Source organism: Xanthomonas vasicola pv. musacearum NCPPB 4379, from assembly GCF_000277895.2.
GTDB classification, from domain to species: Bacteria; Pseudomonadota; Gammaproteobacteria; order Xanthomonadales; family Xanthomonadaceae; genus Xanthomonas; species Xanthomonas vasicola.
Window position 1 is genome coordinate 3,098,436 of the sequence record NZ_CP034655.1, and the last position, 18,535, is coordinate 3,116,970.

Below are 18,535 nucleotides of genomic sequence, written 5' to 3' on the forward strand. Positions count from 1 at the left end.
CTGCGGCCGCGTAATCGAGGCGACCGCGCAATGCACACGCGACATTAGGAGGCGGCGATCGCCTCAACCGACGAAGTCGACACTGCAGCCTTGGGCTTGAGCAGCATCTCCAACGCCTTGCCCACCGCCACGAATGCGAAGGTTCCGGTGATATGCGTGGCCGCGCCCAGCCCTGCCCCGCAATCCAGCTTGAGCGTGGCATCGGCATCGAGCTGCGGGCGGATGCCGCAGACGCTGCCATCGGCCTGTGGGTATTTGACGTTTTCCAGCGAATACACCGCCGGCACACCGAAGTAGCGCTGCGGATTCTTCGGGAAATTGAATTCACTGCGCAGCTTCTTGCGGATCAGCGCCAGCATTGCATCGTGCTCGGTGCGCGAGACGTCGCGCACGCGCACCAGGGTCGGATCGGTGCGCCCGCCAGCCGCGCCCACGGTCAACAGCGGCAATTTGCGCCGCCGGCACCAGGCAATGGTTTCTACCTTGACCCGGAAACTGTCGCAGGCATCGATCACCAGATCGAAGCCCTCGCCCAGCAGCGTTTCGATATTGCCGGAGGTCAGAAACGCCTCCACCGCATCGGCTTCGATGTCCGGGTTGATTGCCACGCAGCGCTCGGCCATTGCGCGCGCCTTGTTGCGCCCGTACTGCCCGGCCAGTGCCGGCAACTGCCGGTTGGTATTGGAAACACACAGATCATCGGCATCGATCAGGCGGATGTGTCCCACCCCGGTGCGCGCCAGCGCTTCGACCACCCACGAGCCCACGCCGCCCATCCCGACCACGGCCACGCGGCACGCCGACAAGCGCTCGACCGTGCCGACTCCATACAGCCGGTCGATACCGGCAAAGCGTTCACGCCATTGTGCTTTCATCGGCCCATTTTACGCGCCTCGCCAAAGGCGCGCCCACGCCGCCGCGACGAACGTTGCGTCCCAGGAGCCATCGATGCAGACCCCGCCTCCCAACCAATCCCGCGCGGCCCGTTACGCCCTCATGCTGGTGCTGGGCGTGCTGATCGGGCTGGTCGCCACCGCCATGGTGGCTAACGCGCTGCAAGCGCGGCGCGACCCGGTGCCCGACAGCCTGATGCAGGTCATGGCCTACCAGTTACGCGCGCTGCGACACGACACAGGTGCTTCCTGCACGCCGGCGCTGCAACAACGACGACTGCAATCGCTACGCCTGCTGGCCGACGAGGTCGAGCCGGCATTTCCCGGCATTGGCGAAGACCGTCGCTTCGGCGAGCACGCACGCGCACTGCGCGCCGTGCTGGGTCAGGCGCAGCGCGTGCCGCTGGCCGATTGCAAAGCGATGGGCCAGATGCACACACGCATTTCCGATGCCTGCGAGGCCTGTCATCGCGACGTTCGCTGAGGTTTGATGAATACGGCGCTCGGGCTTCGTTAAGCCTGCGGTGAACCAGTTGGCAGACCGTTCACCTGGACCATCACAGGATGACGTCGCCGCGGCCCTGTCCGCCTTTTCGAACCACCCCGGAGAGACCTCATGAAGACCCGACTGCTTGTCATTGGCCTGGCTGCAACCGCGACCCTGGTTGGCTGCGCCACCTCTCAGCCCCAGTACGGCAGCTATCGCGGCGACCGCGGTTACGACCAGGGGTATTCGCAGCAGAGCCAGCGCTGCGTGGATTGCGGCATCGTGACCCGGATCGACGAAGTCGCCCCGACCCGCTCTGCGCCCACCGGCGCCGGCGCGGTCCTCGGCGGCATTGTGGGCGCCGTCGCCGGCCGCCAGATTTCCAAGGACACCGGCGGCAGCACGGGTAACAAGAACGTCTCGGCGGTCGCCGGCGCTGCGGCCGGTGCGCTGGCGGGTAACGCGATCCAGAACAACGTCACCAGCTCCAGCTTCGACGTGCAGGTGCGCATGGACGACGGCCGCGTGATCGTAGTGAACCAGCGCGACCTGGCCGGCGTGCAAGAAAACGCGTATGTGCGCGTGGTCAACGGCAAGGTCGTGCTGCGCTGATCCATGCGTGTGTGCGAATGCGGTATCGCTGCCGCATTGCCGGCAGACACGACGCGTGCCAGAAACCAGCTAAGCGTCGTGCCCGACATGACCTAGGCAAGCTGATCTCAAGCGCCCCTCATGGCCGCATCGGAAGCTCACTTCGCCATACATGCTGAGTGCGGCGACAAGATAAAACCGCAAAAACAGAAAGGCCCGATCACGGGCCTTTCTGCTGTCTGCGTAATGCGCCTTGCGCAGGGGTGGACTCAGACCACCTGCACTGCGTCGGCCTGCAGGCCCTTCTGGCCTTGCACGACCGTGAAGCTGACCTTCTGACCCTCCTTGAGGCTCTTGAAGCCCTGGATCTGGATCGCACGGAAATGGACGAAGACGTCTTCGCCATTTTCGCGGCTAATGAATCCAAAACCCTTGGCATCGTTGAACCACTTCACGACACCATTCTCGCGTTCGATGTTGGACATCTCGACTGACTCCCTACGACACTGTGATGGACTGGCGGTGGTGGCTGTGATTGCAAGGAGGAAGCGAGGTACAAGGATGTAGCGGATCGGACGATCTACCGCATCAGGCCACGATTCACGGTGACCTTTGCAAACAACAGCGGCTGCAACTTAACCCGCACCAAACCAATTTTCAAGCACCTTTTGCACCTTTCTGTCAAGCCTGAAATAGGACATTTCCAAACCATCATGGACACCACCGTCGTTTACTACCTCCTGGCTGCAGCACTGGTGCTGATCGGCCTTGCGGGCGTAATTCTGCCGGCCCTGCCGGGCTTGCCACTGGTGTTTGCCGGTCTGCTGGTCGCGGCGTGGGCCGACCACTTCACCCACGTCGGCTGGGTCACGCTGGTCGTGTTGGGGCTGATCACCGCGCTTTCGTTTCTCATCGACTTCTTGGCCACGCTCTACGGGGCGCAGCGCGTGGGCGCCAGCAAGATGGCGTTGTGGGGCTCGGTGATCGGCGGCATTGCCGGCATTTTCTTCATGCCGATCGGGCTGTTTGTCGGTCCGTTCGCTGGCGCATGGATCGGCGAGTACTACCAGACGCGCAAGACCGGCCAGGCCACCAAGGTCGGCATCGGCACCTGGGTGGGGATCATGCTTGGCACCGCCACCAAGCTGGCGCTGGGTCTGTGCATGCTCGGCGTGTTTGCCATCGGCTGGTTTTTCTAGGGCTTCCGAATGGCCTGGCGGTGGCACACGGTTTCCGTCGAGGATGAGCGCAGTGACCGAGCAGGTCATCCGGCTGACCTGCATACCAGGCGCTTGCCGGACGCGCACGCGCCTCCCCAAGGAACTGCAAGGACCGCCCTGGCGAAGCGACCTGATCGGATGTTAGGCCACCGTGTACACACTGCGCATGCAGACGCGACCGTTAAGCTACGTGTCTCTGCGCCTGCCTGGCGCCTTTACCTCGGCCAGACTGCTCATGTCCAAGCACCGCACCCGCCCATTGATGCTCATCGCCCTGGCCGCTGCGCCATTGGCCCAGGCGCAGGAAATCGCACCCCAGCCGGCCTCGCCGCAAGCCTGCACCTCGGTGAGCTCCGATGCCGCGCGTTTGGCTTGTTACGACAAGGCGCTGGGCAATACACCGCAGCTAACCGCGGAGGCGGATGCCGCCGCGCAATTGGCCAAGCAGAAGGAAGCCAAGTCCGACGATACGCGTGCGATCAGCCGGGTCGGCGATTTCTTCCGCGCCGACGGCCAGGACCAACCGAAAGAAGAAGCGGTGGCCAATGCCGGCCGCGGCTCGTTGCTGGATCGCCGTTGGGAACTGGCCAAGGACTCCAAACTTGGCACCTTCCAGCTGCGTGGCTACAAGCCGGTGTAAAGGACTCCAAACTTGGCACCTTCCAGCTGCGTGGCTACAAGCCGGTGTATCTGTTGCCGGCGTTCTGGACCAGCGACACCAACCGCACCCCGCAGTCGCCGAATCCGGCCAACTCGGTCAACACGCCGCAGCAACTGGACAGCACCGAGCTGAAGTTCCAGCTCAGCTTCAAGACCAAGGTGGTCGAGGATCTGTTCGGCGACAACGGCGATATCTGGATGGGCTACACCCAGAGCTCGCGCTGGCAGGCCTACAACGCCGATGCGTCGCGCCCGTTTCGCGAGACCAATTACGAGCCCGAAGCGATGCTGGTGTTCCGCAACAGTTACAGCATCTTCGGCTGGAAGGGCCGCATGAGCGGCATCAGCCTGAATCACATGTCCAATGGGCGTGCCGACCCGCTGTCGCGCTCCTGGAACCGGGTCATCCTGAACTTCGGCCTGGATCGCGAGAACTGGGCCCTGACACTGCGCCCGTGGTTCCGCATCAAGGAAGACCGCGCCGACGACAACAATCCCGATATCGAGGATTACATGGGCCGCGGCGATGCAACGCTGGTGTACAACAAGGATGGCCACGAATTCGCGCTGATCGCACGCCATTCGCTGCGTGGCGGCGACCGCTCGCATGGCTCGGTGCAGCTGGATTACGGCTTCCCGATCACCAACCTATTGCGCGGCCATGTGCAGGTGTTCGATGGCTACGGCGAAAGCATGATCGACTACAACCACAAGGCAACTTACATCGGCCTGGGCGTGTCGTTGCTGGAGTGGTTCTAAGCGCATGCAGCAACGCTACTGAGCAGTCGTCAGGCGGGCACTGATACTGCTGATCTATCGCATGCGCCAGGCGCCCGGCAAATCGGGCGATGGACTTCATCGAAAAATTGCCCCGAGTTAATCCAAGAAAAAGCCGGCATGTGCGCATGCCGGCTCTTTTACTTACAACCGTATTGCAAGCACTTTGCTTGCCCAGCACCGTCAACATCACTGTCGCCGCGGCTTCTGCAGTCCGACTCAGACGTCGAAGAAATCTACTTTGCCGTCCTGCAGGGTGTAATACGCGACCACATGCACTTCGCCAGCGCGCAACGGTTCGGGTTCGAGCAGGGCAGGTTCGGATGCAGGGCGCAGGCGGTCGACGGTGCGCTTGACGTTGGCTTTGACCGAATCAGCCAGCAAGTTGGTGCCGCCTTTGGCCTTTGCTGTCAGCACGGCCGGGACGATGGGCTCGATCATGGAGCCATCGCGCCGGGGAAGAACGTGTTCTGCTCCACCACCGAGACCGCCGCCACCGCACCGCAGCTTTCGTGGCCCATCACAACGGCCAGTGGCACGCCGAGTTGGCTGACCGCATTATTCGATCAAGCCTAGCGCCGTGGTGTCGACGGTATTGTCGGCGTTGCGGACGATGAACATCTCGCCCAGGCCGCGACCGAACAGCAATTCGGCGGTACCCGGGAATCCGAACACGACACCGGGATGACGAACGGGGTCTGGCCCAGCGCAAGTTCCAGACCGCGCTTGCTGTCGGAGATCACCTTCTTGGGGCGGTTTTCGACGGACGCGGTGTTGCCGTCGCGCCGGATCTGTAGCGCCTGCTCGGCATTCAGATCGGTTTTCTTGGACGGCGCCGCACGCAAGGCGAACGGCAGGAAGCGGCAGCGGCCGCGATCGGCGCGCAACAGCTGCATTGCAGCATTTTCGACGCGATGCGGAATGCGACATGGACGAGCTCCTGCTCTCTGGTTGGTATGGCGATCCTAATCGGCGGCGAACGCAGCAGAATGACCCAAGTCGAGATTCTGCAAACAGGAGGACGCAGTCCGCGACGCGGGCTCAGGTCCAGTCCGTCAGGCCTTCGCGGCGATAGGTTTCCTGAAAAGCTGGGCGCGCCTTCATCAACGTTGCATGTGCCTGCAGCGCCGGCCAGGTATCGGTCGGGCGTGGCATGTTGCGCGACCAGCGCATCAGCATGGTCAACATGAAATCGGCCGCCGACACGGTGTGCCCGAGCAGATACGGACCATGGGCCTGCAGATGCGCATCGACTTGGGTCCAGGCCGCTTCGAGTTTGCGGCGGGCTTGAACCTGCGCAGCCTCGGCATGCTCGGCACCGGCCGGCTCGCTCGGGTAGAACCAGGCGCGGTACGCCGGCTGCAAGGTGTTGGCGCAGAAGAACATCCATTTGTAGTACGCCGCACGCTCGGGTGTGCCGAGCGCGGGGGCCAGCTTTGCCTGTGGATGCAGATCGGCCAGCTGGAGCGCGATGGCCGCAGCCTCGGTGAGCACGTGCCCATCCAGTAACAGGGTGGGCACCACGCCGGCGGGATTGATCGCCAGATACTGCGGCGATTTGTGCTCGCCGCGCTCGAAATCCAGCGGGTGCAGCTCGTGCGGCACATCCAGTTCGATCAGCAGCCAATGCACCACGAACGCTGCGGTGCTGGGGGTGTGGTAAAGCGTCGTCGCCATGCAGATTCCTGAGTGTGAGCGCGTACCAAACCTACTACACAGCCGCCCGGTAGAGGCGGCTGATGCGCTGAGCCGACATATCCCATTCGTGCACTGCGATTAATGCGCGTCGTCCATGCCGCCTGACGACTGCGCGCTACGTGTTGCTAGCCGCGCTTATTCCACTACCACCGGAATCTTGCCGATGCGCGACTGCCACAGCCGCGGGCCGGTCTTGTGCACCGACTCGCCGGTGGAATCCACCGCCACGGTGACCGGCATGTCCTTGACCTCGAATTCGTAGATCGCCTCCATGCCGAGGTCTTCGAACGCGAGCACGCGAGCGGCCTTGATTGCCTTGGACACCAGGTAGGCCGAACCGCCGACTGCCATCAGGTACACGGCCTTGTTGTCGCGGATCGCATCGATGGCCGCATCGCCGCGCTCGGACTTGCCGACCATGCCCAGCAGGCCGGTCTGCTCCAACATCTGGCGGGTGAACTTGTCCATGCGCGTGGCGGTCGTCGGGCCGGCCGGGCCGACCACTTCATCGCGCACCGGGTCGACCGGACCGACGTAGTAGATGAAGCGATTGGTGAAATCCACCGGCAGCGTTTCGCCACGGTTGAGCATGTCGATCATGCGCTTGTGCGCGGCATCGCGGCCGGTCAGCAGCTTGCCGTTGAGCAGAATCACCTCCCCCGGCTTGAAGCTGGCGACTGCTTCGCGGGTGATGGTGTCCAGATCCACCTGGCGTGCATTGGTCGGGTTGTAAGTGAGCTTGGGCCAGTCTTCCAGCGACGGCGGATCCAGCATTACCGGGCCGCTGCCGTCCAGGGTGAAGTGTGCGTGGCGGGTCGCCGCACAGTTGGGAATCAACGCCACCGGCAGATTGGCGGCATGGGTCGGGTAATCCTTGACCTTGATGTCCAGCACCGTGGTCAGGCCACCCAAGCCTTGGGCACCGATGCCGAGCGCGTTGACCTTTTCATACAGCTCAAGCCGCAGCTCTTCGGCGCGATTGGAGGCGCCACGCGCCTGCAGGTCGACGATGTCGATCGGCTCCATCAGCGCCTCCTTGGCCAGCAGCATCGCCTTTTCGGCAGTACCGCCGATACCGATGCCGAGCATGCCCGGCGGGCACCAGCCGGCGCCCATGGTCGGCACGGTCTTGAGCACCCAATCGACGATGGAATCGGACGGGTTGAGCATGGCAAACTTGCTCTTGGCCTCCGAACCACCGCCCTTGGCCGCGACGATCACCTCGACGTGGTCGCCCGGCACGATCTTGGTGTTGACCACTGCCGGCGTGTTGTCGCGGGTGTTGGTGCGCTTGCCGGCCGGGTCGGCCAGCACGCTGGCGCGCAGCTTGTTGTCGGGGTGGTTGTAGGCGCGGCGCACGCCTTCGTTGACCATGTCTTCCACGCCCATCGTGGCGTCGTCCCAGCGCACCTGCATGCCGATTTCCAGGAACACGGTGACGATGCCGGTGTCTTGGCAGATCGGGCGGTGGCCTTCAGCGCACATGCGCGAATTGATCAGGATCTGCGCGATGGCGTCCTTGGCGGCCGGCGATTCTTCGCGCTCATAGGCGGCGGACAGATTCTTGATGTAGTCGACCGGGTGGTAGTAGCTGATGTACTGCAGCGCATCGGCGACGGACTGGATGAGGTCTTCCTGCTTGATCGAGGTCACGGCTGGCTCTACGGCTGGCGGGGGTGGAATCCGGGCATTTTAGAGCAAACAGCAGGCGCGTCCGGGCGCGGCGTCTATCGCTGCGATTGAGCTGGGCGAGATATTGCCCTGGCGGCGATGCACTGCTGCGCCGGTGTCGCCGGGTGGCAGGCGAAGAATCCGTTCACCGCTGCCGGTGCAGCGGCTGGGGCTACGCCCGGCGCCCCGATGGGCAAGCACGCATCCGACCCTGCCCCTTATCCGTTCTCCAACACCGCGCGCCCACGCCGGGCGCGGCACACTAGCGCGATGTCAGCTTCCCGTTCCGGCGCCACTGCGCCTGCCGCTCCCCGTACCGGCCCCACCCTGCGCGAGCGCCTGGATGCGCTGCGTAATCTCCCGCCGTTCCTGCGCCAGATCTGGCAGACCAGCCGCTGGCTGAGTGCCAGCAGCATCGGCTTGCGCGTGCTGCGCGCGCTGATGCCGGTGGCGACGCTGTACATCGGCAAATTGATCATCGACGAGGCGATCCACCTGGTCGGCCAACCGCCGGCGTTCGAGTCCTTCGCGCAGGCGCTGGGCAGCGGCCGCCTGAACCGCTTGCTGGAATTGCTGGCGCTGGAACTGGCGCTGGCGATCGGCTCGGACCTGCTCGGGCGATTGGTCGGCTATGCCGATGCACTGCTGTCGGAGCTGTTCAACAACGCCGCCAGCGTGCGCCTGATGGAACACGCCGCGCAGCTGGATCTGGAGGATTTCGAAGACCCCGATCGGCAGGACAAGCTGGATCGTGCGCGGCGCCAGACCATGAACCGTATGAACCTGATGAGCCAGCTGTTCGGCCAGGTGCAGGATGCCATCACCGTGGTCAGCCTGGCGGTGGGCCTGGTGGTCTATGCGCCGTGGTTGATCGTGCTGCTGGCGGTCGCGCTGATTCCAGCCTTCATCGGCGAGGCGCACTTCAATGCGCTGGGGTATTCGCTCAATTTCCAGTGGACGCCGGAGCGGCGGCAGCTGGATTACCTGCGCCAGGTCGGCGCCAGCGTGGAGACGGCCAAGGAAGTCAAAATCCTCAACCTGCATCGCTTCCTGATCGCGCGCTATCGCCGGCTGGCCGACAAGTTTTTCCAGGCCAACCGCGCGCTGGCACGCAAGCGTGCGTTATGGGGCGCGCTGCTGGCCGCGCTGGGTACGTTGGGCTATTACATGGCCTACGGCTACATCGCCTGGCGTACCGTGCGCGGCGATTTCAGCATCGGCGACCTGACCTTTCTGGCCGGCAGCTTCCTGCGCTTGCGGCAGTTGCTGGAAGGCTTGCTGATTGGTTTTTCGCAGGTCGCGGGCCAGGCACTATATCTGGACGACCTGTATTCGTTCTTCAACATCGTGCCGGAAATCCGCTCGCGCCCGGACGCGCTGCCGGTGCCCCGGCCGATTCGCCAGGGCTTCGTGTTCGAAGATGTGGGCTTTCGTTATCCGGATGCCGAACAGTGGACGGTGCGGCATCTGGATTTCGAATTGCGCGCCGGCGAAGTGCTGGCGCTGGTCGGCGAAAACGGCGCCGGCAAGACCACACTGGTCAAGCTGCTGGCGCGTCTGTACGACCCCGATGAAGGGCGCATCCTGCTCGATGGCCACGACCTGCGCGATTACGATCTGGACGATCTGCGCGCCAATCTGGGCGTGATTTTTCAGGACTTTGTGCGCTATCACCTGAGCGTGGGCGAGAACATCGGCGTCGGCCAGGTCGATGCAATGGACGATGCGCCACGCATCCACGCCGCCGCGCGGCGCGCGATGGCCGGCGAGCTGATCGACAGCCTGCCGGACGGTTACAACCAACTGGTGGGACGCCGTTTCAAAAACAGCGTAGATCTGTCCGGTGGGCAATGGCAGAAGATCGCCATCGCGCGCGCCTACATGCGCGATGCGCAGCTGATGATCCTGGACGAGCCCACCGCCGCACTGGACGCGCGCAGCGAATTCGAGGTATTCCAGCGCTTCGAGGAATTGTCGGACAACCGCACCGCCGTGCTGATCTCGCACCGCTTCTCCAGCGTGCGCATGGCCGACCGCATCCTGGTGCTGGCAGCAGGCCGCATCGAAGCCAACGGCACCCACGAAGAGCTGATGGCGCAGGGCGGGCGCTACGCGGAGCTGTTCGAGCTGCAGGCTGCGGGGTATCGGTGATTTTGGGGATTGGGCATTCGGGAGTGGGGATTGGCTTGATCCACAACGCACCCGCTAGCCCCATACCGTTCAGACCCCAAGGATCCGCTTTTGGCGAATCCCAATCCTGACTCCCAAATCGCGGCACCCAAATGAGATTCCATCTCATTTGGCCAGCTTGAGGTAGAATTGACCGGTACTCCTCCCACGAACTTATCGGTATGTCTTCCGCTTTCGGCGCCGAAACGGTGCTTGAGGTCCGTCATTGGACCGATGCCTACTTCAGCTTCACCACGACCCGCGATGCCGGTTTCCGTTTCGAAAACGGCCAGTTCGTGATGATCGGGCTGGAAACCGAAACGCGTCCGTTGCTGCGCGCGTATTCGATCGCCAGCGCCAATTGGGAAGAACATCTGGAGTTCTTCAGCATCAAGGTGCCGGACGGACCGCTGACCTCGCGGCTGCAGCACATCCAGCCCGGCGACAAGGTATTGGTCGGCAAGAAGCCCACCGGCACGCTGTTGATCAGCGACCTGCACCCTGGACGCAATCTGTATCTTCTGGGTACCGGTACCGGTCTGGCGCCATGGCTGTCGATCATCAAGGACCCGGAAACCTACGAGCGCTTCGACAAGGTGATCCTCACCCAGGGCGTGCGGTTTGTGCAGGATCTGGCCTACCGCGATTACTTCGAACGCGAGTTGCCGCAGCATGAATTCCTAGGCGACTTGCTGCGCGAGAAATTGCTGTACTACCCGGCGGTCACGCGCGAAGACTTCGCCAATCAAGGCCGTTTGACCGAGCTGATGGCCGATGGCCGCATGCAGCAGACACTTGGGTTGCCGACGCTGGATCCGGCCAACGACCGCTTCATGATCTGCGGCAGCCCGCAAATGCTGGCCGACCTGCGCACTCTGCTGGATAGCCGCGGTTTCCAGACGTCGCCGCGCATCGGTACGCCCGGGCATTACGTGTTCGAGCGTGCGTTCGTCGAGAAGTGATGCACCGCGCGTGAAACGCCAGCGATGGTGCGGCGTTTTACGTAGACCGCATCGCCAGCACGTGCGTCCCAGGAGCGCCCTGGGCGCGATGAAGCATTACCGGTAACGCCTCATCGCACCCAGGCGCGCTCCTACGTCTGACCAACACGCCCTGCAATGTCATGCGTCCAGCGCGCGTTCGATATCCGCGGCCAACGCTTCGGGCTTGGTGGTCGGCGCATAACGCTCCAACACCGTGCCGTCGCGGCCGATCAGAAATTTGGTGAAATTCCACTTGATCGCTTCGGATCCGAGCACGCCGCGCTGTTCGTGCTTGAGCCATTGCCATAGCGGATGCGCACCGCTGCCGTTGACCTCGATTTTTTCCGCCAGCGGAAAGTCCACCGCATAGTCGAGCGAGCAAAATTGACGGATCTGCGCCGCATCGCCCGGCTCCTGATGCCCGAACTGATCGCACGGGAATCCGATCACCACCAGCCCACGCTCGCGATAGCGTTGCCATAAAGCCTGCAAACCGGCGTACTGCGGCGTAAAACCGCATTTGGATGCCACATTCACCACCAGCAGCACCTTGCCGGCGTAGTCGCGCATCGTCTGCGTGCGACCCTCAAGGTCAGTGAATTCAAACGTGGAGAGATCGCTCATGCCGGGCTCGGTTGTTCACAGGGACGCCAGCGTAGCGCAGCTGTCGGCGTGCAGCACTGCCGTCGTCCTGCATGCTCGGCAGCCGTACCCATTACCGCCGGCTATACGGTCGCGCTCGCCCCTTCGCTCAACGACATTCGCCAATTGGCCGCACTGTGACCTTGCCGCCATGCCTTTTGTCACACGCCTGTCCCGCATGGCTGGGTTAGCCTCCGCGGTTCGCACTTTGGAGCAACGCTCTTGACCACCCGTCTCTCTTTTGCCCTGGCCGCTTCCCTGGGACTCGCCATGCCGTCCTACAGCATCGCCGCACCCACCGCCACGCAGGCCGCCACCCAAGCCAACCCCTTCTTTGCCGACAGCACGCTGCCGCTGCACTACCCGCAGTTCGACAAGATCAAGGACAGCGATTTCGCACCTGCCTTCGATGCCGGCATGGCCGAGCAATTGAAGGAAGTGGAAAAGATCGCAAATCAGAAAGCCAAGCCGAGCTTCGACAACACCATCGTCGCGCTGGAAAAGAGCGGCGCCACGCTCGACCGCGCCACCACGGTGTTCTTCAATCTGGTGGGCGCAGACACCAACGACGCACGCAAGAAGCTGCAGGCCGACTACTCGGCCAAGTTTGCAGCGCACCGCGATGCGATTTCGCTCAACGGCAAGCTGTTCGTGCGTATCCAGTCCTTGTACGACCAACGCGCCAAGCTGGGGCTGGACGCGCAAGGCGTGCGCCTGGTCGAGAAGTACTACAGCGACTTCGTGCGTGACGGCGCCAAGCTCTCCGACGCCGACAAGACCACGCTCAAGGCGATGAACGCCGAGCTGGCGAACCTAGGTACCACCTTCAGCCAGAACGTGCTGGCCGAAGTGAATGCCGCCGCAGTCGTTGTCGATGACGTCAAGCAGTTGGATGGTTTGTCGGAGGAGCAGATTGCCGCTGCCGCCGAAGCCGCCAAGGCACGCAAGCTCGACGGCAAATACGTCATCGCGCTGCTCAATACCACCGGCCAACCGCCGCTGACCCAGCTGAAGAATCGCGAGCTGCGCAAGAAGATCTACGACGCCTCGGTATCGCGCGGCAGCCACGGCGGCCAGTACGACAACACCGCGCTGGTGGCGCGCATCATGAAGCTGCGTGCCGACAAGGCCAAGCTGCTCGGCTTCCCGACATACGCGGCGTATTCGCTGGAAAACCAGACCGCCAAGACGCCTGAAGCGGTCAACGCGATGCTGGGCAAACTGGCACCGGCCGCAGTGGCCAACGCCAAGCGCGAAGCAGCCGATCTGCAGGCGATGATCGACAAGGAACAGAAAGCCGCGCGCAAGCCGACCTTCAAACTCGAAGCCTGGGATTGGGCGTACTACAGCGAAAAGGTGCGCCAAGCCAAGTACAACTTCGACGAATCGCAGCTCAAGCCTTACTTCGAGTTGAAGAACGTGCTTGAAAACGGCGTGTTTTATGCGGCCAATCAGGAGTACGGCCTGACCTTCAAGCAGCGTACCGACCTGCCGACCTACCGCGACGACATCACCGTCTACGACGTGTTTGATGCCGACGGCAAGCAGCTGGCGATCTTCATCGCCGACATGTATGCGCGCGAATCCAAGCGCGGTGGCGCATGGATGAACTCGTACGTATCGCAGTCGGAGCTGACCGGTTTCAAACCAGTGGTGGCCAATCACCTCAACATTCCCAAGCCGCCGGTTGGCCAGCCGACGCTGCTGACCTGGGATGAAGTCACCACCATGTTCCATGAGTTCGGGCACGCACTGCATGGCATGTTCTCCGACGTCAAATACCCGTATTTCTCCGGCACCAGCGTGCCGCGCGACTTCGTCGAGTTCCCCTCGCAGGTCAACGAAATGTGGGCTGACGAGCCGTCCATTCTGAAGAACTACGCCAAGCATTATGAGAATGGCTCACCGATGCCGCAGGCATTGTTGGACAAGGTGATTGCCGCGTCCAAGTTCAATCAAGGCTTTGCCACCACCGAGTATCTGGGTGCGGCAATGCTGGATCAGAACTGGCATCAGGTTAGCGCCAACCAAGTGCCCGACGCCGCTGGCGTGATGGCATTCGAAGCCAAGGCGCTGCAGCAGGACGGCATTGCCTATGCACCGGTGCCGCCGCGCTACAAGACCCCGTATTTCAGCCACATCATGGGCGGTTACGCGGCCGGCTATTACGCTTACATCTGGTCGGAAGTGCTGGACGCCAATACCCAGCAATGGTTCAAGCAACACGGCGGCCTGAGCCGCGCCAATGGCGATCGTTTTCGCAAGACCCTGCTCTCGCGCGGCGGTAGCGTGGATGCGATGGAGCTGTTCCAGAACTTCGCCGGGCATGCGCCGCAGATCGAGCCACTGCTCGAAAAGCGTGGCCTGACCGAGACAGCGGAAACGCCAAAACGCTAAGCGCATTATTGCGGGTGATGACGCATTGTTCGCTGGCCCGCTATCAACCCGTGCGCTCTCTCCCGCCTGTGGGAGAGGGCTGCACACAATGCTTGCGTGTAGATGCCACCCATCGCATGCAGTGCACCGCCCCAGCATTCCCAGACCGCGTTTGATCGCAGAGTTTGCCGAAACGATCTTCTGCTACGCATGGAAGGCACCCGAAGTGCGGACAACAGCGACTCCCGCAGTGATGCGCTGATGCGGCATGTCGGCATGGCAGGCATGGATGCCGGACTGCCATCGGCGCAGGTGCAATTGACACGCCCAGTGCGTTCAACTCAATGGCATGTCGGTCATTGACGCTCTACACAAACAACAACGGCGCCCGGTGATCCGGACGCCGTTGAACTTCTCAGCACTCACTAGCGCGCATCTATTCGCGCGGATGCATCAGGTCAGGTCACTGCCCCTGGCCCGAGGCGCTGGCATCGACGCCAGCACCAACCGAACCGCTGGCATTGCCCTGGCCATTCCCGCCCTGCACAGCACCGGACCCGTATGCGCCGGCCCCGCCCGACACCCGTGCCGACGACGGGCTCAGGTTGGCGTTAGCGGTGTGCGATGCGCTGCCGCCAGCTGCGCCACTGCCGCTCAGCGCCGGAGCACTACGTGCCATCTCCGCGGTGTTACGGGCTGTCGCTACGCCACTGGCTGCTGTGGTCTCGGTCATGGTCTTCGCACCCATGGCGGCATCGCCGGCCGCATCCTTCGTCGCCGAGGCGGCGGCGGCACCGCGCGCGGCGGTGCGCTGCGCTGCGCCACGCACATGCCGCGACTGCGCATCGATCGCACGCTGCCCGTGTTCGAGCGTAGACCCTGCGTCCAGGGTGCCCGCGCCGCCCACGTTACCGCCAAGCGTCGCACCGCCCACCCCACCGACCGTGCCACCCACCGCCCCGGTGAGTCCACCGGCACCGCCGAGCGCCTGCGCGCCAGCCAGGCCGGGGCCCAGCGCCAACACCGCAACCATCACCGTACTGGAGATCAAGGTCTTGTTCTTCATCGCTATCTCCTCCGCTGCCGCAGACAATCTGCGGCCTTACCCAAGCATACGAACCGAACGCAAGCGTTCATACCGCCGTGACCGTAGGTAGACAGGAAGCATTCACCGCCCCGGCGCCCGCTGCAGTGGGAGCTCTTCGCCCAGCACACCGTAGCCGTACACCGTGTCTACGCCGCTGACCCCAAAGCCGCGGCTGCGCCAGGGATTGCGCCGCGATCCGCGCCACCAACGGCGCAGCGAGAGAGGTGCCGCGCTGCCGTTTCCACTGCGCTTGCGGCGCGGCAGCAATGACGTCGCCGACCGCGGCAAAGGCCACCTGAGAACCGCGCCCGGCCTCTGGCAGGACACGCAGCCGCGTGTCGACTGCGGTCACGCCGATCACACCGGGATAGGAGGCCGGATACAGCGGCGGAGCCGCCGGTCCATCATTGCCGACAGCCGCCACCAGCACATGACCGCGTGCCACTAGTGCTGCCACCGCACGTTCCAGCAGCCGGTTCGGTGCGCCGACCAGGCTGATATCGATCACCGCAACATCTTGCAGCGCCATCCAGGCCCACGCAGCGACCAGTTCGACCGCTGCACCGTCGCTTGATTTCCCGCAATACAGATCGGCCGCATATAAGGTGCGCGCGATGGGACCATGCGTGACCGCGCGTCCGGCCAACAGCGATGCCACCGCAATGCCGTGGAGCTGAGCGGGCGCCTCTCCGTCACACCCCCAGCGCTGGACCTGCACACCAGCCAGCGCAGGATGCGCCGCGTCGACACCGCTATCGATCAGTCCCACCCGAAACCTTGCCGCTGCATCGGCCTGAGCTGGAACCGGGGCGCCTGTGCAGCAGACGCCGCGCCGGCCAGGGACTCGCTATAGAGATGGTTGTAGACATATTCGCCCTGCGGGTCGAGCTGGCGCAGCCGCTGCATCGCCTGTTGCGTTGCCAGACCCGGCGGCGCGCGCAACACCACCACGCGCAACCCAAACGCATCGAAGCCGCGTTGTTCTGCGACGACGAAACCCGCGGTCTGCGCTGTCTGCAAGGCCGCTGGACTCGGCGCCAACGCCACGATCTGACCACACATCACGATCGCGCCATCGGCATCGCGATCCAGATCGCGCGGCCGCGCACGCACAAGCGCATCCAGGCGCAGCCTGCGCAACTGCCGCAAATCGCCCTGCGCTTGCTGCACCACGCGATCCGGCGCAGCCGACAGCGGTGGTACGGCTTGCGTCACGTCATTCGCCAGGCCCCCGACAGAGGGCAACGCAAGTTGCGCCGACACCGGCTGGCCGAAGGCCAGTATTGCAAGCCAGCACCAGCGCATTGCCCGGATTCTTGCGATCGCCTACCCCACCATGGTTGTTGTTGCACGCCATGCCACACTAATCACGCCTCGCAGACGCACCGTGCACGCCTTGCAGCGTGCGCGGAAGAACACCACTTCGCCAGACGTATAGCGGATGAACGAGCTTGATCCTGTGGCAACCGTCAGCGACGGCATCTGTGCACTGCTACCGCGACTTAGACGCTTCGCATGCGCCATTGCCGGTCATCCGGCCGATGCCGATGATCTGCTGCGAGTGGCGATCGAACGCGCGTTGCGTCATTACGCGCACTGGTGACCGGAAACGCCGCTGCAATATTGGCTGTTTGGCATCATCCGTCATGCATGGCTCGATGAAGTTCGCGCGCAGCGGCGCAGACGCCAGCTGTTCGTCAGCGCCGCAGAAGGAGAAGGAGAACAGGTCGGCGACAGTCCGATGGAGCGCCAGCAGGAGTGGATAGCGGTACAGGCGGCAATGGCCCGGTTGCCCGACGAGCAACGGTGGCCGATCGCCTTGGTGTTGATCGAGGGATTGTCGTATCGGGACGCTGCGGCGGTCCTGGAGATCCCGATCGGCACCGTGACCAGTCGCCTGGCACGCGGCCGCGACGCGCTACAGGCGTTATTAGAGGAAAATCGTGAAGGCCATCGACGAATCCACTCTGCAGGCCTACGCAGACGGCGCGTTGACACCCGACCAGGCCGACGCGTCGAAGCCGCGCTCGCGGCAGATCCGCAGCGGGCTGCGGACGTGCGCCAGTTGCAGCAGGTCAAAGCGCGACTACGTAACGGCTATGCACGGTGCTCGAGGAACCCATCCCGGCGCACTTGCTGGATGCGGCACGACACCGCCCGCGGGCATCGCCGCAGAGCGCTGTCATCTCGGCCGCCGCCCAGATTCAAGCGCAGACGCCAGCAACGCGGCGGCACGCAACGCAGCGTTGGGCCGTGCCCAGTTCGATCGCGGCCGCGCTGCTGATTGGCCTCTGGCTCTGGCAACGCCAGCCGCCGCAGCCTGCGCCATCTGCCGTGCTGGCCGAGCAAGGGTACGATGCCAGCGCTGCACTTGCGCTGGCGCTGGACCGTCTTCTTTCCGGCGAGCAGCAGGGCAAGGTTGGCATGGGCCTGAGTTTTCGCGCGCGCGATAGACGCTATTGCCGCAGCTATTCGCTGCAATCCAGCCACGCTGGATTAGCTTGTCGTCAGGGTGAGCGTTGGCGCATCGAAGTGGTTTCGCCACTGCAGCCGCAGGGCAACGACAGCGAGTTGCGCATGGCCTCCAGCACACTGCCGACAGCCTTATTGGATGCCATCGACGGCCAGGCCCTCGACGCCGAAGGCGAGCGCAATGCGCGCGACCATCACTGGCGTTAACCCGCGCGCCGAATGCACTCCGGCGTTGGCGTATAGCGCACCGGCACTCGACCGCGAACCGCACAACAGTGTTCGCACCGTCCGGCAGCGCTCATTCGGAGATCGCGTCTACACCATCAAGCATCTTCTTCAACAGCTTCTCCAAACGCACTTGCTCGGCCTCGCTCATGCTGGCCGTTTCTGCATTCACCAACGTGCAGACATCGGGCAACAGGCTTTCGATCAAGGCCAACCCCGCAGGCAGCATGGTCAATACGATTTTGCGTCGATCGTCCGGGCTACCCGAACGCGTAATCATCCCCTTTTCGCACAGCTGATCGGTGAGCCGGGTAATGTTGGCTGGTTTTTCGCTGGCGGCTTCGGCTACCTCGGTCGGCGTAATCGCTTGCGCAGGTGTGCCGTAAAGCATCATCAGAATCTCGTATTCCGGCGGACTGATGCCATACGGCTTGAGCAGCGTGCAGCCCTGCGTATGCAGTCGCTTGTAGAGATGCTTGATCAGTCTCACCAGCATTGCCGGCTCCCGCGGGAACGCCGGATAACGCACGCAGGTATGGTCCACGCGACTTGCGGTTGGATCGAAACTACTCATATCACCCGTC

The 18,535-nt window shown here is 63.4% G+C and carries 18 protein-coding genes, 1 other RNA gene and 2 pseudogenes; 11 read left to right on the forward strand and 10 right to left on the reverse strand.

What is annotated here, in order from left to right:
• Nucleotides 1–44: 44 nt before the first annotated feature.
• Entirely contained in the window at nt 45–875 is an 831-nt protein-coding gene (locus KWO_RS14415; RefSeq protein ID WP_010366286.1) for a tRNA threonylcarbamoyladenosine dehydratase, read from the reverse strand.
• 73 nt (nt 876–948) lie between these two features.
• Here KWO_RS14415 and KWO_RS14420 point away from each other — a divergent pair, with 73 nt between their 5' ends.
• Together KWO_RS14420 and KWO_RS14425 are read left to right on the forward strand one after the other, a co-directional pair.
• Entirely contained in the window at nt 949–1,377 is a 429-nt protein-coding gene (locus tag KWO_RS14420) for a hypothetical protein (protein ID WP_010380294.1), read from the forward strand.
• 132 nt (nt 1,378–1,509) lie between these two features.
• Entirely contained in the window at nt 1,510–1,992 is a 483-nt protein-coding gene (locus tag KWO_RS14425; protein ID WP_010366283.1) for a glycine zipper 2TM domain-containing protein, read from the forward strand.
• Between the two features lie 248 nt (nt 1,993–2,240).
• On the opposite strand, the gene KWO_RS14430 is transcribed toward KWO_RS14425, so the two are convergent.
• Nucleotides 2,241–2,456, reverse strand: coding sequence for a cold-shock protein (locus KWO_RS14430; RefSeq protein WP_003483561.1), 216 nt, complete (start codon nt 2,454–2,456; stop codon nt 2,241–2,243).
• A gap of 228 nt (nt 2,457–2,684) precedes the next feature.
• Between KWO_RS14430 and KWO_RS14435 the strand changes: the two genes are divergently transcribed.
• The gene (locus KWO_RS14435; protein ID WP_010366275.1) at nt 2,685–3,170 is read left to right on the forward strand and encodes a DUF456 domain-containing protein; all 486 of its coding nucleotides are present in this window, start codon (nt 2,685–2,687) and stop codon (nt 3,168–3,170) included.
• A 256-nt stretch (nt 3,171–3,426) separates the two neighbouring features.
• Nucleotides 3,427–4,610: pseudogene (locus tag KWO_RS14440) on the forward strand (phospholipase A).
• A 237-nt stretch (nt 4,611–4,847) separates the two neighbouring features.
• Here KWO_RS14440 and KWO_RS14445 read toward each other — a convergent pair.
• Together KWO_RS14445 and KWO_RS14450 are read right to left on the reverse strand one after the other, a co-directional pair.
• Nucleotides 4,848–5,485 (reverse strand): annotated as a pseudogene (locus KWO_RS14445) (carbonic anhydrase).
• Between the two features lie 184 nt (nt 5,486–5,669).
• Complete coding sequence (locus tag KWO_RS14450) at nt 5,670–6,305, reverse strand: glutathione S-transferase family protein (protein WP_010366273.1); 636 nt, start codon at nt 6,303–6,305, stop codon at nt 5,670–5,672.
• Nucleotides 6,306–6,382: 77 nt separating this feature from the next.
• Here KWO_RS14450 and KWO_RS14455 point away from each other — a divergent pair.
• A non-coding RNA gene (locus KWO_RS14455) (sX9 sRNA) lies at nt 6,383–6,457 on the forward strand.
• A 4-nt stretch (nt 6,458–6,461) separates the two neighbouring features.
• Here the strand turns inward: KWO_RS14455 and KWO_RS14460 are convergent.
• Complete coding sequence (locus KWO_RS14460; protein WP_010366272.1) at nt 6,462–7,979, reverse strand: fumarate hydratase; 1,518 nt, start codon at nt 7,977–7,979, stop codon at nt 6,462–6,464.
• Nucleotides 7,980–8,267: 288 nt separating this feature from the next.
• Here KWO_RS14460 and KWO_RS14465 point away from each other — a divergent pair, with 288 nt between their 5' ends.
• Both KWO_RS14465 and KWO_RS14470 read left to right on the forward strand, forming a co-directional pair.
• Nucleotides 8,268–10,148, forward strand: a complete 1,881-nt coding sequence (locus tag KWO_RS14465; RefSeq protein ID WP_017114335.1) for an ABC transporter ATP-binding protein — start codon at nt 8,268–8,270, stop codon at nt 10,146–10,148.
• 200 nt (nt 10,149–10,348) lie between these two features.
• A complete protein-coding gene (locus KWO_RS14470; RefSeq protein WP_010366270.1) occupies nt 10,349–11,128 on the forward strand; it encodes a ferredoxin--NADP reductase in 780 nt (259 codons plus the stop codon).
• Between the two features lie 159 nt (nt 11,129–11,287).
• Here KWO_RS14470 and KWO_RS14475 read toward each other — a convergent pair whose 3' ends face one another.
• Complete coding sequence (locus KWO_RS14475; RefSeq protein WP_010380308.1) at nt 11,288–11,773, reverse strand: glutathione peroxidase; 486 nt, start codon at nt 11,771–11,773, stop codon at nt 11,288–11,290.
• A 240-nt stretch (nt 11,774–12,013) separates the two neighbouring features.
• Here KWO_RS14475 and KWO_RS14485 point away from each other — a divergent pair, with 240 nt between their 5' ends.
• Nucleotides 12,014–14,188, forward strand: coding sequence for a M3 family metallopeptidase (locus KWO_RS14485; protein WP_017113230.1), 2,175 nt, complete (start codon nt 12,014–12,016; stop codon nt 14,186–14,188).
• Between the two features lie 442 nt (nt 14,189–14,630).
• On the opposite strand, the gene KWO_RS14490 is transcribed toward KWO_RS14485, so the two are convergent.
• The 3 genes from KWO_RS14490 to KWO_RS23060 form a co-directional block, all read right to left on the reverse strand.
• A complete protein-coding gene (locus KWO_RS14490) occupies nt 14,631–15,233 on the reverse strand; it encodes a hypothetical protein (RefSeq protein ID WP_010380311.1) in 603 nt (200 codons plus the stop codon).
• 67 nt (nt 15,234–15,300) lie between these two features.
• Entirely contained in the window at nt 15,301–16,023 is a 723-nt protein-coding gene (locus KWO_RS14495) for a S8 family serine peptidase (RefSeq protein ID WP_017120211.1), read from the reverse strand.
• The gene (locus KWO_RS23060; protein ID WP_227479749.1) at nt 16,014–16,469 is read right to left on the reverse strand and encodes a hypothetical protein; all 456 of its coding nucleotides are present in this window, start codon (nt 16,467–16,469) and stop codon (nt 16,014–16,016) included. Before KWO_RS23060 ends, KWO_RS14495 begins: the two co-directional genes overlap by 10 nt.
• Before the next feature lie 226 nt (nt 16,470–16,695).
• On the opposite strand from KWO_RS23060, the gene KWO_RS23585 reads away from it, so the two are divergent.
• From KWO_RS23585 to KWO_RS14510, 3 genes are read left to right on the forward strand one after another with little or no spacing between them, the layout of a single operon-like run.
• Nucleotides 16,696–16,857: a sigma factor gene (locus tag KWO_RS23585; RefSeq protein ID WP_227479750.1), complete on the forward strand. Its 162-nt coding sequence runs from the start codon at nt 16,696–16,698 to the stop codon at nt 16,855–16,857.
• A 36-nt stretch (nt 16,858–16,893) separates the two neighbouring features.
• Nucleotides 16,894–17,538 carry an RNA polymerase sigma factor gene (locus tag KWO_RS23070; protein ID WP_301280310.1) on the forward strand — a complete coding sequence of 215 codons (645 nt, stop codon included), beginning with the start codon at nt 16,894–16,896 and terminating at the stop codon, nt 17,536–17,538.
• Nucleotides 17,508–17,933: a hypothetical protein gene (locus tag KWO_RS14510; RefSeq protein ID WP_227479751.1), complete on the forward strand. Its 426-nt coding sequence runs from the start codon at nt 17,508–17,510 to the stop codon at nt 17,931–17,933. The genes KWO_RS23070 and KWO_RS14510 overlap by 31 nt, the downstream gene beginning before the upstream one ends.
• Before the next feature lie 91 nt (nt 17,934–18,024).
• On the opposite strand, the gene KWO_RS14515 is transcribed toward KWO_RS14510, so the two are convergent.
• Nucleotides 18,025–18,525, reverse strand: coding sequence for a MarR family winged helix-turn-helix transcriptional regulator (locus KWO_RS14515; RefSeq protein ID WP_010366256.1), 501 nt, complete (start codon nt 18,523–18,525; stop codon nt 18,025–18,027).
• Between the last annotated feature and the right edge of the window lie 10 nt (nt 18,526–18,535).